Annotated in this window: 14 protein-coding genes; 11 read left to right on the top strand and 3 right to left on the bottom strand. The window is 34.0% G+C overall.

The window, feature by feature from the left end:
- Window positions 1-146: 146 nt before the first annotated feature.
- The gene (locus tag EDD66_RS18470) at window positions 147-314 is read right to left on the bottom strand and encodes a hypothetical protein (protein ID WP_170164332.1); all 168 of its coding nucleotides are present in this window, start codon (window positions 312-314) and stop codon (window positions 147-149) included.
- Window positions 307-1,671, bottom strand: a complete 1,365-nt coding sequence (locus tag EDD66_RS10935) for an IS30 family transposase (RefSeq protein ID WP_170164331.1) — start codon at window positions 1,669-1,671, stop codon at window positions 307-309. Before EDD66_RS10935 ends, EDD66_RS18470 begins: the two co-directional genes overlap by 8 nt.
- 257 nt (window positions 1,672-1,928) lie before the next feature.
- On the opposite strand from EDD66_RS10935, the gene EDD66_RS10930 reads away from it, so the two are divergent.
- The 3 genes from EDD66_RS10930 to EDD66_RS10920 all read left to right on the top strand — a co-directional run bounded on the left by EDD66_RS10930 (window position 1,929) and on the right by EDD66_RS10920 (window position 4,237).
- On the top strand, window positions 1,929-2,378 hold the full coding sequence (locus tag EDD66_RS10930; RefSeq protein ID WP_123609625.1) for a DUF2975 domain-containing protein: 450 nt from the start codon (window positions 1,929-1,931) through the stop codon (window positions 2,376-2,378).
- A gap of 8 nt (window positions 2,379-2,386) precedes the next feature.
- The gene (locus tag EDD66_RS10925) at window positions 2,387-2,602 is read left to right on the top strand and encodes a helix-turn-helix domain-containing protein (RefSeq protein ID WP_123609624.1); all 216 of its coding nucleotides are present in this window, start codon (window positions 2,387-2,389) and stop codon (window positions 2,600-2,602) included.
- 66 nt (window positions 2,603-2,668) lie between these two features.
- The gene (locus EDD66_RS10920; protein WP_123609623.1) at window positions 2,669-4,237 is read left to right on the top strand and encodes a DUF4153 domain-containing protein; all 1,569 of its coding nucleotides are present in this window, start codon (window positions 2,669-2,671) and stop codon (window positions 4,235-4,237) included.
- A gap of 99 nt (window positions 4,238-4,336) precedes the next feature.
- Here the strand turns inward: EDD66_RS10920 and EDD66_RS10915 are convergent, their stop codons facing one another.
- Window positions 4,337-4,858, bottom strand: a complete 522-nt coding sequence (locus tag EDD66_RS10915) for a GNAT family N-acetyltransferase (protein ID WP_123609622.1) — start codon at window positions 4,856-4,858, stop codon at window positions 4,337-4,339.
- Window positions 4,859-5,120: 262 nt separating this feature from the next.
- On the opposite strand from EDD66_RS10915, the gene EDD66_RS10910 reads away from it, so the two are divergent.
- The 8 genes from EDD66_RS10910 (at window position 5,121) to purB (ending at window position 15,873) form a co-directional block, all read left to right on the top strand.
- Window positions 5,121-6,260: a CapA family protein gene (locus EDD66_RS10910; protein ID WP_170164330.1), complete on the top strand. Its 1,140-nt coding sequence runs from the start codon at window positions 5,121-5,123 to the stop codon at window positions 6,258-6,260.
- 1 nt (window position 6,261) lies between these two features.
- Complete coding sequence (locus EDD66_RS10905) at window positions 6,262-7,320, top strand: glycosyltransferase family 2 protein (RefSeq protein WP_170164329.1); 1,059 nt, start codon at window positions 6,262-6,264, stop codon at window positions 7,318-7,320.
- Window positions 7,321-7,511: 191 nt separating this feature from the next.
- Complete coding sequence (locus EDD66_RS10900) at window positions 7,512-8,456, top strand: coiled-coil domain-containing protein (protein ID WP_123609619.1); 945 nt, start codon at window positions 7,512-7,514, stop codon at window positions 8,454-8,456.
- An 86-nt stretch (window positions 8,457-8,542) separates the two neighbouring features.
- On the top strand, window positions 8,543-10,246 hold the full coding sequence (locus EDD66_RS10895) for a S8 family peptidase (RefSeq protein ID WP_123609618.1): 1,704 nt from the start codon (window positions 8,543-8,545) through the stop codon (window positions 10,244-10,246).
- A gap of 186 nt (window positions 10,247-10,432) precedes the next feature.
- A complete protein-coding gene (locus EDD66_RS10890; protein WP_170164328.1) occupies window positions 10,433-11,800 on the top strand; it encodes a glycoside hydrolase family 3 protein in 1,368 nt (455 codons plus the stop codon).
- 279 nt (window positions 11,801-12,079) lie between these two features.
- Window positions 12,080-12,787, top strand: coding sequence for a phosphoribosylaminoimidazolesuccinocarboxamide synthase (purC, locus tag EDD66_RS10885; protein WP_123609616.1), 708 nt, complete (start codon window positions 12,080-12,082; stop codon window positions 12,785-12,787).
- A gap of 153 nt (window positions 12,788-12,940) precedes the next feature.
- Window positions 12,941-14,380 carry an amidophosphoribosyltransferase gene (purF, locus tag EDD66_RS10880; RefSeq protein ID WP_123609615.1) on the top strand — a complete coding sequence of 480 codons (1,440 nt, stop codon included), beginning with the start codon at window positions 12,941-12,943 and terminating at the stop codon, window positions 14,378-14,380.
- A 59-nt stretch (window positions 14,381-14,439) separates the two neighbouring features.
- On the top strand, window positions 14,440-15,873 hold the full coding sequence (purB, locus tag EDD66_RS10875) for an adenylosuccinate lyase (protein WP_123609614.1): 1,434 nt from the start codon (window positions 14,440-14,442) through the stop codon (window positions 15,871-15,873).
- Window positions 15,874-15,911: the final 38 nt, after the last annotated feature.

The raw sequence follows: 15,911 nt of genomic DNA, 5'->3' as shown, positions 1-15,911 counted from the left end.
TTTGTTTGCATAACAAACAGACAGCTGGAGCAGTTTGAGAAAAAATAAATTCCACCTGTCTAAAGGATAAGTCTGTTAGATTTTAGTTTCCGGTGGTTATCTGTCTGCTCGTAAAATATTTAATAATTCAAAGTTTCAAGTTGAGGTTACAGAAGACCAGCTTCAATTAGAAGACCTTCTAAGTAATCAGCGTATTTTTGCCAGGTATCAGTTTCTTTATGAGATTCTTTTAAATAGCATTGTGGTGCTGAGATATCATCGAGTGCATACTGATACTTTTGCCAGAGTTCTTCATATGAGAGATTCTTATTCATGTGCATCCTCCTTTGAATTGTTAGACGTTTCAATCAATGCCGGTTTTAGCATGACTTCGTCTGGGGAGACTTTTTTCAGTCCTGCTAAAAGCGGTATTTTTTTGTCTAAAAGAAGTTCAGCTAAATTAAATGGAGTAGCTCCGTTCAAACTGTCTCTGGCTGTTGAATTGATATGGCTGGTCATAAGGCTTATATCATCCTGTGTGTACTTATACATGCTTCTGCCTTTAGGAATAACGTAACGAATGTACTCATGGTTCTTTTCCAACCGCCCTTTTTGATTTGAGACGTAAGGATCACAGTAAAAAACATAGGTTCTGTGAGTACCAGATTCCGTTTTTTCAATATCCCAGGGATTTTTGAATTCAGATCCGTTGTCTGTAAGTATTACAGGAAAATATTTTTTAAAAATTCTAATACCAAAAGTATCTGAAAGAGTATTAATAGCATTAACTACACTTTTTTGAGTGCAGTTTGGAAGTAGAATAACAAGCATGAAGTTGCAACTTCTAAATAGAAGTGTTAGAAGACATTTTCCTGCAGCACGACCACCTTTTACAGTGTCCATTTCGACAACATCGATATCGGGATGTGCTTCAATAAATCGCTCAAAATCAGTATATGTACGTTTATTGCGGTAAATCTGCTGAATGTTTTTCTTACGTGGTTCAGAACGCTTTTTGCGTCTTTTATAACGAACACGTCTTGGAAGATCAATGTTACGAGCTTTAAACACGTTTTGATCGAAGTAGTTGTAGAGGGTTCTTCTGCAAACTGGTATTTCATCAGAATGTACTGCAAAAATGTGACTTAAAGGTTGACCTTTGAGCACCAATGGTGAGATTAACTCATTAAGTGAATCAAGTTCTTCTGGTGTAAGATTAATGCCTTCACGACATTTAACAAGGTTCTTTTCATATTGTTTTTGAGCAAATGATGCCTGATAAATATAATGATTTATTCTGCAGTCTGCTTCATATGTACAGGCATTGCATATATATGGGAAATGAGAGGGTTTATCACAATTGAAAGGTATATAAGTTCTACAATAATGTTGTGTATGTTCACGCCAACAACGTTTGCATAGATTATGGCAGTAGCTGGAACGAGGGCAACTACTGACTTCAAAATCATCCCCTCGTACTTGGCAATTATCCCAGTATTTACAGCTATTACAGTTTCCAGATACACTTTTGCCACGCACTTGTTTACGATAACGACGGACCTCTTTGGAGATAGTAGTCGGGTCTTTATGTAGCACATTTCCAATACTTTTAAATGAAGAATCTTGGACAAGCTCTTGTTCAATATATGTTCTGTTAGATAAAGTTAAGTGTTTTTGATTATGTTCATTCATAGAGCAATCCTTTCTAACAGACAAGATAACCATATAAAATAATAGCAAAAACTATGTGCAAGAGTAAATTCCATTTTTATTATTTTGTGATTTTAAAAAACGGAATTAAAAATTTCACATTACGTAAAGATATTACCTTACACAAATGAAAGTCAATAATTATTTATCGATAATCGATATATAATTGTTGACTTTCATTTTGTATTATGATATTTTATACTAAAGTAATGAATATATAAATAGGAGGATGTTTTTACATGAAATTAAATCCATTGGTACGTTTTACAAAATTGTTATTGGATTTTATGTTCATATCAGGGATTGTGATATGTGTGGGTGTACCATTTATTTTTAAAAAGGCAGGAATGTATATATCGATTTTTGAGGATTATTACCTTCCTTACTGCATTGTATTTATGATAGCCGGGGTATTTGCTTTAATTATCCTGGAGAATTTAAGAAAAATGTTTAAATCAGTGATTAATGAAGACCCATTTATTAAAGAGAATGTAATTTCTCTCAAAAGAATGGGAATATGCTCATTTATGATCGCAATAATTTTAGTTGTCAGAGTATTCTTTGTAGTAACAGCAGCGGCATTAGTATTAGTGTTGGTATTCATAATAGCAGGGTTATTTTCGCTGGTACTTTCTCTGGTGTTTGAGAAAGCGGTTACTTATAAACAAGACAATGATCTGACGATTTAGGAGGAACCATCGTGATTGTAATTAATTTAGATGTTGTAATGGCACAGAGAAAGATAGGATTAACTGAACTGGCTAAAGAAGTTGATATCTCAATGGCAAACCTTTCTATACTTAAGAATAATAAAGCAAAAGCAATCAGATTTAGTACGTTGGAAGCAATATGTAAAGCATTAGACTGTCAGCCAGGAGATATTTTAGCCTATGTGGAGGATGAAAATAATTGATTGGTCAATAAATCGTTGATGATAAATTTGCAACTACATATATTTTATTAGGAGGTACAAAATATTATGGAACAATTAAATAACCCTTTTCCTGATATTAAGGAAGGGCAACTGGCAGTTAAGGATTCAACAGATAAGAATTCTCCACTGTTTATTAAAATACGCCAAAATTTCGGGATTTATGGTGGAATCAGCCTTATTTTCGGCGTGGCTTTTACATTATTATTTTATAAAGCCGGGGTGGGTTTTAATATATTTGCATTCTCATGTATTATGGTCTTATTACTCCTGTTAATTATGAAGAAATTATCTGTTCCACTAAAAAAAGGTACGATTGCCTATTACCTTGGAACAATTTCTTTAGGTCTGTCATCTATGTTAACATCCAGCTGGATCCTGCTTTTTTTAAATATTATAGGGATCCTGTTATTGTTGGACCTATCCCTTATACATCAATTTAATGAAGATTCAAACTGGAACTTTTCCAGAAAAATAGGAAGTATGTTTGTCTTACCTCTGGTTACCATAACTACAATTGGCATGCCATTTCAGGATACTTTCAAATATTTTAAAAGTACGAAATTATTTAAAAATGATCGTTTTATGAATATCACTACTGGTATTATCATAGCAGTCCCTTTATTATGGGTGATTATTGGTTTGCTATCAAGTGCAGATTTAATCTTTGGCAAACTGACAAACGAGGTATACGATCTTGTATTTTCTTCCAATATATTTACGATAGTCATTATGGTCATTTTTGGATTTTTAGTTTGTTACTGTATTATATGTGGAGCTACAATGAAAGCGGGTTCTAATGACTTTATTCATGAGAGAAAAAAAGCAAGTGCTTCAATTGCAGTTACTGTATTATTACTGCTTGGAATTGTATATATTATGTTTTGCAGTGTGCAAGTACTGTATTTATTTAATAATGGAGTATTTGTTTTGCCATCAGAGTTTACTTATGCAGAATATGCCAGAAGAGGATTTTTTGAGCTTCTTGCTGTGACCGTTATTAATATTGTCCTTATGTTAATCTGTACTTCATTCTTTGAAGAAAGTAAATTTGTACGTATTTTGTTAACGGCTATGACAGCCTGTACTTATATTATGATAGCATCTGCAGTTTATCGAATGATTTTGTATATCAGTGCATATAACTTAACTTTTTTAAGGCTGTTTGTATTACTATTTTTACTCATTGACTCACTGGTGCTGATAGGTGTTATTGTTTCTGTCTATCGAAAAAGATTTCCACTATTTGGATATAGTGTATGCGCAGTTACAATTTGTTATCTGATTTTTTCTTTTGCCAGACCAGATTATTTTATTGCAAAATATCATATACAGGAAAAAGAAAATATGGAGTATACAGATATTGTTTATCTGACAGAAAGTTTATCTTTTGATGCAGCACCAGTATTGATACCTTATTTTAAAGAAAAATTTCCTGAAATTCAATTTATACCAAATGCTGATAATACAGAATATTATACAGATAATCATGGAAAAGAAGAAGTGATAAAAAATTATTATAATAGGATTTCATCCAAGGAAAAGGAAAGTGGATTGCGTGAATATAATGTGTCTTACAGTTTAGCTATCAAGAGTTTAAAAAGTATAGAAGAATAAATGTATAGATGTTATTTTACTTGTGTTGAATTGGTAAAATAACATCCTTACCCAATGAGCCCTTAGAAATCATTTTTATAAAAAATCTATAACCAGTGATTAGAGATCGATCCAGTATCTTTGAAATATCTCTCCATTTTCCATATCCTCACTTTCTAAAACACCATGATTGTTCATGATTGTTTTGGCAGAACCCATATTATTTTTATCACATGTGATTAAAACTTTATTAAGTCCCATTAATTTACATTCTTCCAGTGCCAGGGATAACATTTTTGTTGCGTATCCCTGTCTTCTGGCACCAGGTCTAATCCCATAACCTATGTGTCCGCCGCGAAATGCTAAATTTTCATTTAGACGGTGTCGTATATCTAATGCGCCTAATATTTGCTTATCATCTTTGATTAACCAATAAGAGGACGAACTTACAAATCCTTTTGGCAGTTCAATTCCTTTTTCATATTGATCTAATTCTCTTAACATGGTATCAAAATCAGAATAATCCAGATTTAAACTCCAAGGAATCAAATCTTCCTTTGATACCATCCATTCTTTTATCATTTCTATATATTGTTCTTTGTATTTCCCATTCGCTTTTATTAACTTTATATTATCCTCCATACTTCCCTCCTTAATATTAAGCAATGATTGAATCTTAATTTAACATATTTTAGAAAAAAACAAAAGAAATTTTTGATAAGAAATAATTCACAGATATTGATATAAGTTACTTCCATTCATTGATATGCATGTATGAATATTTTGCTAATCTGGAAATAAACTTAAATAAGATAAGCAAATAGTATACTCAGAGTATCTTTAACCGGGAGATATGCCGGTTAAAGATAGGGGCAGTATATATTAAATGTTGGGAGAAGGAAGAATGAAAGGAATATCCATATTAATTGGTGGGGACCTGGTACCTACCAGATTAAATTATAAACTATTTATTAGGGGAGATTTAAATAATTTAGTAGGAAGAAAGTTAAAAAAAGTAATTCGCAAAAGTGATTTTCGTATCTTTAATTTAAATGTTCCATTTACAGACAGGGATACCCCCATACTAAAACATGGAAATCATTATAGAGCAATTAGAAGTACAATACATGGAATAAAAGCAATGAACCCCTCACTTGTTACATTGGCAAATGATCATATCATGGATCATGGCAAACAAGGATTATTTTCAACATTCCGCATTCTTCAATGTAATAATATTCATTATGCAGGGGCAGGAAAAAATAAAAAAGAAGCTTCAAAACCATATATAATTGAGTTGGAAGGAATCCGGGCGGGTATTTATTCCTGTACAGGAGAAAAATCTATATTAGAGACAGATGTGCTGGCAGGGGTAAATTCCTTTGATCCATTAGAAAGTCTGGATCATATAAAAGGGTTAAAGAGATTGTGTGATTATGTGATTGTTATATATTATGCAGGAAAAGAGCAATATCCATACCCAACTCCCAATTTACAAAAAATTTGCAGGAAGATGGTTGATAAGGGAGCAGATTTTATTATATGCCAGCAAAGCCATTGTGCAGGCTGTATGGAACAGTATAAAGAAGGCACCATTTGCTACGGACAGGGAGATTTCATATATAGTGGTTCCAATCATAGGGGAGCAAAAAGTGGTCTGCTGGTGGAATTAAAATTAGAGAAAGAACACGCTAAAATAAATTATATACCCATTATTAAATACAGAAATATTGTAAGACTGGCGAATAAAAAGGATTGGTCCATGATATTAGAGCCATTCTGGGAACGTTCTATGCTAATAAAGCAGCCTGGATTTATTGAAAAAGAATATCAGGAATTAGCCAATGAAAAACTAAAGACCTATATGAAAGTATTACATGGAGGCAACTATTTATATCAATTTATAAATAAAATATTACGAGATAAATTATCCATGAATTATAGTAAAAAACAACTATTAGAAATCGAACATTATATAGAAAGCGGTACCCACTTGGAACTGCTTTTAAATGGTATTAAAAGTCGATTTGGAAGGAGGTATTAGAGTGAGATATACTATGGATTTTTCCTTATTCAGCATCTTGATATCTGTTTATAATATGGAGAAGTATATAGGAAAATGCATTTATTCTGTATTGGAACAAACCTATCCTAATTTTGAAGTAATAATAATTGACGCAGGATCTACAGATGACAGCGGAAAAATTTGTGATCGTTATGCCCAGTTAGATGATAGAATTAAAGTTTATCACCAGGCCAGACAAGGAATTGGTAAAGTGAGAAGAAATGCAGTTGAAAGAGCATGTGGTGATTATTATTTATTCTTAAATGGAAATGATTATTGGGAGTGTGATTTACTAGAGACTTTAAGCAGGACCATTTGGAATTATAACTGTGATTTAATGATTTTTAATGATAAGAATGCTGGTGCAGAAGGAAAAGTTTCAGGCAATCCTATATTTGAGGATGGCTCTTTATTTGATAGATATAATAAATCACGTATTTTTGAAGCGATTTTAAATGGTAATCAATTAAACAAATTACATACATTTGCAGTAAAGAATACTATTATCCATAGTTCTGATAAACAAATATCTCAAATGAAAATGGATGGGGATCATGCTTATATACTTCCATTTATATTTAAGGCCAATAGGATTATCTATTTAGATAAGCCAATGTATAATTACAGGGTGCTTCCTCAAAGAATGACTAAAAAAGTATATTTCAATAGAATCAGCGACACCGTTAAAGTTCATAAATTACTTCTGAGATATCTGGAATTATTAAATATGTGTGATAAAAAGCATCTGGAACAATTTTATAATAGCTTTATGAAACTGGTACTGGGGTATATATCTGAACTTAGTATTTCAAGGATAAACTATATCCAAAAAAGAAAAATGCTCAATAAGATCCAAAATATATCTCTTTATCAAAACGGGACTGTATATATGGATAAATCAGCATTTACTGCAAATGAAAAAATATTGCTATATTTAATGAAACAAAAATATTATGATCTGGTCATTCTAAATGAACAAAAAAATAAAATCGTTTATTTCTTATTGTATAAGATATATAAGAAAATTGAAGATATTTAAAACAAAACAGTGCCTCTCACAAAATGATGTTTATTGTGAGAGGTATTTTTAATGACATTCTAATGGTAACACATGAAGTCTTATGATATTATAAGTACGAATAAAAAATTATCTGGAGAAAAAATATGAATTTTAATTAAGATAGCTTCCAATTGGATGACGACTGGGATCAAAATATAGGAGGATGTATAATGGATAATACAAAATTAAATGAGATTAAGAATAATATAGCAATGTTACCTGTGTTACAGCAAAGGTATAAAAGTATAATGGATAGAATAGATGAAGCACAGGACAAGGTGGAATCTTTATTAAAAAAATATGAAGAAGAGTGTCTTGATGTGGAACATCTCCAAAAAGAATCTTTCTCAGTAACAGTGCTCAAATTTATTGGAAAATACGAAGACAAGATAGATAAAGAATCGAAAGAAATGCTTGTGGCTAAAATAGAATATGATAAGGCAGTGGAACATGTAAATGAGCTAAACAGGGAAAAAAATGATTTGGAGTCAAGAATTTCATTATTAGAAAATGAGAGGCAGACCTATGAATCGGAAATAAAGAATCGTGAGCAGTATATTTTAAATCAGATGAATAGTGATATTTCATACCAATATAAAGATTGCCTTACTAAGATTGAACATCTCAACCGGCAAATGATCGAGATGGATGAAGCATTACGGGCGGCACGCAATGTAGGAGATACTGCTAAAAGGGCAATAACCCATCTTGATAGTGCAGAAAGCTGGGCTACTTATGATATATGGTTTCGGGGGGGCATATTAAGTCATATGGCAAAATACGATCATATTGATAATGCAGAAGAGGAGTTTAATCGGCTGTCTATTCAATTAAAGGATCTGCAGAAAGAACTTTTAGATATTGAAATAGTGGATACACCAGAGATTACATGGATTGATTCAACTACAAGAGCAATTGATTTCTGGTTTGATAATATATTCACAGATATGAATGTTCGAAGCCAGATCCAAAAAGATTCAGAACAGATACGTGATTTATATAAGAAATTAGAGAATATTATTTCAGTGATCGAAAGAAAAAGAGGGGAAGCAGAAATTGCCCTCAAAGAAATTGAAAATAGGAAAAATGAGTTGATTATAACATTTAATTTCTGAAGGAAGGCTGGAAGCCCTTTTTGAACAAAGCAGCATCAGCAATCATAATATAAGATAAGGCATAGTATGGTGAAAGGCTGTAAGATATGAATGAAGAGGAAAAAAGGAAAATAACAAGCAATGATTTTATTGACCTTCTTATTGAATATAGTGGAGACCAGCGGCTTTTGGCGGAGTACGGGAATGAAACAATTAATGTAATAGATGATAGATTTGCGGTAGTCTATCTCCCGGCAGAAAGAACTTCGGAAAGGTTATTGACAGAAGTGGGCTATTCTGTAATACCCAAGCTGTATGGTCTATTAGACACAGCTCATCTGGAAGCAGTAGGAATCAATCGCCTTCAGGCCACACCTACCTTAAATCTTCGAGGCCAGGGAGTATTATTAGGATTTATAGATACAGGAATTGAATACACAAATCCAATATTTAAACATGCTGATAATACAACAAGAATTGTATCCATTTGGGATCAGACAATTGAGAATTTACAAGCTGGAGAAGATTTATTTTACTATGGAACAGAGTATACGAAAGATATGATAAACGAAGCACTGCAAAATGATAATCCATTATCAGTGGTTCCAAGCACTGATACAAATGGACATGGGACTATGCTTGCAGGTTTGGCAGGAGGAAGTCAGATCCCAGAAAGTGATTTTACAGGAATTGCTTCCCAGGCAGAATTCGTGGTCGTAAAGTTAAAACCTGCAAAACAGAATCTAAAAGATTATTTATTGGTACCAAATGATACCTTATGCTATCAGGGGAATGATTTTATGTTTGGCATAAGGTATTTGGTCAATGTAGCAAGACGTCTGGGAAAACCAATAGCTATTTGCGTAGGTCTTGGCACGAATCAGGGAGCTCATGATGGTAATATTTCAACCAGTATTTTTCTATCTGATTTAGCAAATCGTGCAGGAATTGCAATTCTTGTCGCTGCCGGTAATGAAGGGAATACGGGACACCATTATTTTGGAGTTGTGGACCGGGTGACAGGATATGATACAGTAGAATTAAGGGTGGGAGAAAATGAAAAAAATTTCACAATGGAAATCTGGGGGCAGGTGCCGGGTACTTACTCTATAGATGTTACATCCCCTTCTGGAGAGCATATTCCAAGAATCCCTGCAAGATTAGGAGAACACAGAGACATTCGGTTTTTATTTGAAGGGACCAGATTACTGATAGATTACCTTATTATTGAATCACAAACAGGAGATCAACTGATATTTTTAAGATTTAATCAGCCGGCCCCGGGAATATGGAGATTTCGTGTCTATGGTGGAGGAGATATTAGTTCGGGTTTTCATATCTGGTTACCAATGAGAGGCTTTATAACAGAGGAAACAACTTTTATGAATCCCAACCCAGATACAGTGATCACAACACCGGGAAATGGAAATAATGTAATCACGGTAACTGCTTATAACCATAAAGATCAAAGTATTTATCAAAATGCAAGCAGAGGATATTCAAGAGCGAATCAGGTAAAACCTGATGTAGCAGCACCAGGAGTAGAAGTTTACGTGCCACTGCCAGGAAATCAGTTTGGATATCAATCAGGAACCAGTATAGCAGCCGCTTTAGCAACCGGTGTATCAGGGTTATTGCTTGAATGGGGAATTGTAAATGACAGGCAGGGAAATATGGATGGAGTGAATATAAGGAAATTTTTATATCGGGGAGTAAATCAAAAATCTAATCTAGTCTATCCAAACAATGAATGGGGATATGGCAGTATAGATATCTACAAGACTTTTGAAAGTTTTAGAGGGGAACAATAATCAAGCTCAACTAAAGTTCGGATGGGGTTCAAACCTCATCCGAGCTTTAACTGAACTTTTTGTATATCATAATTTTTATATATTCTAGGAAAAGTATAGGAAATGGACTATTATATCATTGACATGCAGATAATAATATTACATAATTTAGTCATTGAAAATATTTGTAAGGAAGAAGAGATGAAAATGAGAAAAATAATTTATATATTTATGATTCTATTAATGTCTGTATTATTAATGAGTTGTAAAGATAAAGGAAAGAATATTCCAGAAGATCCAAAAACGGAAGAAAATAAGGATTTGAATGAAAATAAGAATGAAACGGTTGAAGAACAGCCAGATGAGAGCAAAGAAGATATAGAAGAAGTACCGGACAATGAAGGGGGCAATGTAATTGGTACAAATGATTCTGCTATTATAACAGGACTTGCAGGTGATATTATGAAGAATATGACACTTGAAGAAAAGGTGGGACAATTATTCATTGTGAATTTAGAGTTACTGGATAGTAGTAAGGGGAATTACTATGAATTTAGAAGTTTGACCAAAAAAATGGTGGCTGGTATCCAGAAGTATAATGTAGGTGGTGTTTGTTTTTTTTCCAGAAATATTGAGACGAGAGAACAGACAACAAAACTTATTAATAAACTTCAGGAGAGAAGTAAATTTCCTATGTTCATCACTGTGGATGAAGAAGGTGGACAGGTCGCAAGAATTGCCAATAATGATAATATGAAGACAACTAAATTTCCTACGATAGAAGAAATAGGTAAGATGGATGATAAGGAATATGCATTTAACATGGGAGAGACGATTGGCCGTGAAATTAGAGAACTTGGTTTTAATGTTGATTTTGCTCCTGTTGCAGATGTAAGAACCAATGAACTTAATACTGAGATTGGAAATCGTTCCTTTGGAAACAACCCTAAATTAGTTGCCAGAATGGTGAAGGAGGTAGTATCAGGACTTCAAAGCCAGGGAATCAGTGCTACATTAAAACATTTTCCAGGTCATGGTGATGCTGTGAATGATTCCCATGAAGGTGCCGTGAATGTTGAAAATGATATCGAAAGATTACGTAGTGTTGAGTTCGTTCCATTTAAAGCAGGAATCAAAGAAGGTGCGGACTTTGTGATGATATCCCATATATCTATAAGCAGAGTAACAGAAGATACCGTTCCGGCATCGTTATCTTCACTGGTGTTAAATGAAATGTTAAGATTGGAAATGGGATTTCAAGGGATAGCAATTACAGATGCCCTTAATATGAAAGCAATTACGGATCAATATAATTCAAAGCAAGCTGCAAAGCAGGCATTTATAGCCGGTGCTGATATTTTACTCATGCCTGAGAAATTACCAGAAGCGTATAATTCCATACTGCAAGCTGTTCAAAATGGAGAGATTTCTGAGGAACGACTTGATACATCCGTACGGAGAATCTTAGAAATCAAAGTAAAACGTGGGATTATCCCAATTGATACGGATTTAGTGGCAGGAAAGATGGATACTGATAATAGTGTTGATTCTGAAACGGAAGAAAATAATGAATAATAATAAGTCAGAAAATATAATGACATTAATTATATAAGTTATACTAATAATAAAAATCAGTTATTTATTAGCAGTAATTAATAGATTAAAAACCTGTTCTTATAGTAAAATCAAGGGGTTAGGCACTTTTGGACAAAGAAAAAGAGTAAGAGATTTTGTTTTTGTATAAGTAGCCAATTTTATTTTAAAACCTGAAAAAACTATTGCGTATATTTCACAGTCAGATATAATTAAGAGGTGGATAATAATGATAAATTTTCAAAGGATAGGTGGCAACCGATGAAGAAATTAGAGATGCTTTATGAAGGCAAGGCTAAGAAAGTTTATACAACAGACGTAGAAGATGTTTATATTGTTGACTATAAGGATGATGCGACCGCATTTAACGGACTAAAAAAGGGAACAATCAGTGGAAAAGGTGTTATCAATAATAAGATGACAAATCATATCTTCAAAATTCTTGAAGAAGCTGGAGTTCCAACACATCTGGTGGAAGAACTTAGTGATAGAGAGACAGCCGTAAAAAAAGTAGAAATTGTTCCATTAGAAGTAATCGTTAGAAACGTATCAGCAGGCAGTTTTGCCAAGAAGCTCGGCATGGAAGAAGGAAAGAAACTAATTGCCCCTACTTTGGAATTCAGCTATAAAAATGATGATCTTGGAGATCCGATGATCAATGATTACTATGCTATTGCTATTGGTATTGCTACAAGAGAAGAAATTGAGCGGATTACTGAATTGGTATTCAAAGTGAATGAAGTACTTATTGAATATTTTGCAGGGCATGGTATTGATTTAATTGACTTTAAGGTAGAGTTTGGAAGATATAAAGGTGGAATTATCCTGGCAGACGAAATTTCACCGGATACATGCAGATTATGGGATAGCAATACTCATGATAAATTAGACAAGGACAGATTTAGAAGGGATCTTGGCAATGTGGAAGATGCTTATATGGAAGTTGCCAAAAGACTTGGAATTAAATAGATGGATCAGTAGAATACGTGAGTTGTATTTTATTTTGTGATAAAAGTGGACGATTAACAACTTGAAAATAATTGTCCACTTTTGATACTTATATAGTAAGATAAGGTGACTAAACTATACGTAGGTGTAAGACTCATGTAGGAAAGGATATTTATGAATCAGAATATATTTGAGAATGAATTTACAGATGGAATCCATGAGGAATGTGGCGTTTTTGGTATCTATGATCTGGATGGGGGAGAAGTTGCGTCTTCCATATACTATGGTTTATTCGCACTCCAACATCGGGGACAGGAAAGCTGCGGTATTGCTGTGAGTGATACGAAAGGCCCAAAGGGAAAAGTACTGGCTTATAAAGATATGGGGCTGGTAAATGAAGTATTTACTCCTGAGACGCTGGATAAATTAAATGGGAATATTGGAATTGGCCATGTACGTTATTCTACAGCTGGCAGCAGTTCCAGAGAGAACGCCCAACCCCTGGTTTTAAATTATGTAAAAGGAACTCTTGGAATTGCCCATAATGGAAATTTAATTAATGCCATTGAACTCCGCAAAGAATTAGAATATACTGGAGCTATCTTTCAAACAACCATTGATTCTGAAGTAATCGCATATCACATTGCAAGAGAAAGGCTTAATTGCGGGGCAGTAGAGCAGGCAGTTGCAAGGGCTATGGATAAGATCAAAGGTGCATATTCTTTGATTGTAATGAGTCCAAGAAAATTAATCGGAGCGAGAGATCCTTATGGCTTTAAACCTCTTTGTGTTGGTAAAAGAGATAATGCATATGTCTTAGCTTCTGAAACCTGTGCACTGGATGCAGTTGGAGCAGAGTTTATAAGGGATGTATTACCAGGAGAGATCGTAACCATTAATAGTGATGGGATTGTATCGGATACATCAAGGTGTAATCAGAAGATTTCCAGATGTATCTTTGAGTATATTTATTTTGCAAGGCCGGATAGTACATTTGATGGAGTCAGTGTATATAATTCAAGAATTATGGCAGGACGTTTACTTGCCAAACTACATCCTGTGGAAGCAGATTTAGTAGTAGGCGTGCCTGAATCAGGAAACGATGCTGCATTAGGTTATTCCCTTGAAACTGATATTCCATATGGGAAAGCATTTGTTAAGAATAACTATGTAGGCCGTACTTTTATAAAGCCAAAACAAAATCAAAGAGAAACCAGTGTCCGGATTAAGTTAAATGTATTAAAAGAAGTAGTGAAAGATAAGAGAATTATCATGATAGATGATTCTATTGTACGTGGAACCACCAGTGCCAGAATTGTAGGTATGTTAAAAGCAGCAGGAGCGAAAGAAGTTCATGTAAGGATCAGTTCTCCACCATTTAAATATCCATGCTATTTTGGTACAGATATTCCATCAGGAGATCAGCTGATAGCAACAGGTCATACTATTGAAGAGATCCGCAATATGATAGGAGCCGATTCATTGGGATATCTGGAAGTGGAAACACTACCGGAATTAATTGATGAAGGCATGACATTTTGCGATGGATGTTTTACGGGTAATTATCCAATGGAACCACCAGAAGATGATATTCGGGGAGAATATGAAAGATAAAGTGGAACTTAATTCAGCTGGTAGTTATCGATAAAGTATAGAAAGGTACGGTATAAGTTATGAATTATGACAAATATCAGAGTCCATTATCGGAAAGATATGCAAGTAAAGAGATGCAATATATCTTTTCATCAGATATGAAATTTAAAACATGGAGAAAATTATGGATTGCTCTTGCAGAAGCAGAAAATGAATTAGGGTTGAACATTACAAGGGAACAGATTGAAGAATTAAAAGAACATCAGGATGATATCAATTACGATGTTGCTAAAGAAAGGGAAGCAACAGTCCGTCATGACGTTATGTCCCATGTATATGCATATGGGGTACAGTGTCCGAAAGCGAAAGGAATTATCCATCTTGGGGCGACTTCCTGTTATGTTGGAGATAATACAGACATTATTGTAATGACAGAAGCCCTAAAATTAATAAAGAAGAAATTAGTAAACGTAATTGCTGAATTATCAAAATTTGCAATGGAATATAAGGGACTACCAACTCTTGCATTTACTCATTTTCAGCCTGCACAGCCTACTACTGTTGGAAAACGTGCGGCTCTTTGGCTCATGGAACTAAAATTAGATCTTGATGATCTTGATTATATGATTGACAGCATGAAATTACTCGGTTCGAAAGGTACTACTGGAACTCAGGCCAGTTTCTTAGAATTATTTGATGGAGATCATGAGAAAATTAAGCAAATAGATAAGTTAATTGCCAAGAAGATGGGATTTAAAGATTGCTTCCCGGTGTCTGGTCAGACTTATTCCCGTAAGGTTGATACAAGGGTTCTTAATATACTTGCCGGAATTGCAGCAAGCGCACATAAATTCTCTAATGACATACGTTTATTACAACATTTAAAAGAGATTGAAGAACCTTTCGAAAAGAATCAGATTGGATCTTCTGCCATGGCTTACAAGAGAAATCCAATGAGAAGTGAACGTATTGCATCTTTGGCCAGATATGTAATGGTAGATGCACTAAATCCGGCAATCACATCATCTACACAATGGTTTGAAAGAACTCTTGATGATTCAGCAAATAAGAGAATTAGTATTGCAGAGGGATTCTTAGCAGTGGATGGAATTCTTGATCTTTATCTAAATATTGTAGATGGCCTTGTAGTATATCCTAAAGTCATAGAAAAACGACTTATGTCTGAACTTCCATTTATGGCAACTGAGAATATTATGATGGATGCGGTAAAGGCTGGAGGGGACAGACAGGAACTTCATGAAAAGATTCGTATTCTGTCCATGGAAGCAGGCAAGAATGTAAAGATAAGAGGACTGGATAATAATCTCTTAGAATTAATTGCTGCAGATCCAGCTTTTAACATGACACTGGAAGAATTAAAGAAGACGATGGATCCTTCGAAATATACCGGCCGCTCTGAACAGCAGGTGGAAGAATTCATGGAAGAGGTTATTAATCCAATATTAAAAGAGAATCAGGATATTCTGGGAATGAAAGCAGATATTAAAGTTTGATATAGATTCATTTATAGGTGTAATTCCAATCAAGAACA

The sequence above is a fragment of the Mobilisporobacter senegalensis genome, from assembly GCF_003752155.1.
In the GTDB taxonomy this organism is placed as follows: Bacteria; Bacillota; Clostridia; order Lachnospirales; family Lachnospiraceae; genus Mobilisporobacter; species Mobilisporobacter senegalensis.
The sequence above is the reverse complement of the archived record's forward strand: the minus strand, read 5'-3'. Positions and strand labels throughout refer to the sequence as shown.

What these genes read in the sequence shown, in the direction of transcription:
- purB (WP_123609614.1), top strand. Translation starts at nt 14,440, where the DNA reads ATGAATTATGACAAATATCAGAGTCCATTATCGGAAAGATATGCAAGT.
- EDD66_RS10915 (WP_123609622.1), bottom strand. Translation starts at nt 4,858, where the DNA reads ATGGAGGATAATATAAAGTTAATAAAAGCGAATGGGAAATACAAAGAA.
- EDD66_RS10935 (WP_170164331.1), bottom strand. Translation starts at nt 1,671, where the DNA reads ATGAATGAACATAATCAAAAACACTTAACTTTATCTAACAGAACATAT.
- EDD66_RS10895 (WP_123609618.1), top strand. Translation starts at nt 8,543, where the DNA reads ATGAATGAAGAGGAAAAAAGGAAAATAACAAGCAATGATTTTATTGAC.
- purC (WP_123609616.1), top strand. Translation starts at nt 12,080, where the DNA reads ATGAAGAAATTAGAGATGCTTTATGAAGGCAAGGCTAAGAAAGTTTAT.
- EDD66_RS10890 (WP_170164328.1), top strand. Translation starts at nt 10,433, where the DNA reads ATGAGAAAAATAATTTATATATTTATGATTCTATTAATGTCTGTATTA.
- EDD66_RS10910 (WP_170164330.1), top strand. Translation starts at nt 5,121, where the DNA reads ATGAAAGGAATATCCATATTAATTGGTGGGGACCTGGTACCTACCAGA.
- EDD66_RS10900 (WP_123609619.1), top strand. Translation starts at nt 7,512, where the DNA reads ATGGATAATACAAAATTAAATGAGATTAAGAATAATATAGCAATGTTA.
- EDD66_RS10920 (WP_123609623.1), top strand. Translation starts at nt 2,669, where the DNA reads ATGGAACAATTAAATAACCCTTTTCCTGATATTAAGGAAGGGCAACTG.
- EDD66_RS10930 (WP_123609625.1), top strand. Translation starts at nt 1,929, where the DNA reads ATGAAATTAAATCCATTGGTACGTTTTACAAAATTGTTATTGGATTTT.
- EDD66_RS18470 (WP_170164332.1), bottom strand. Translation starts at nt 314, where the DNA reads ATGAATAAGAATCTCTCATATGAAGAACTCTGGCAAAAGTATCAGTAT.
- purF (WP_123609615.1), top strand. Translation starts at nt 12,941, where the DNA reads ATGAATCAGAATATATTTGAGAATGAATTTACAGATGGAATCCATGAG.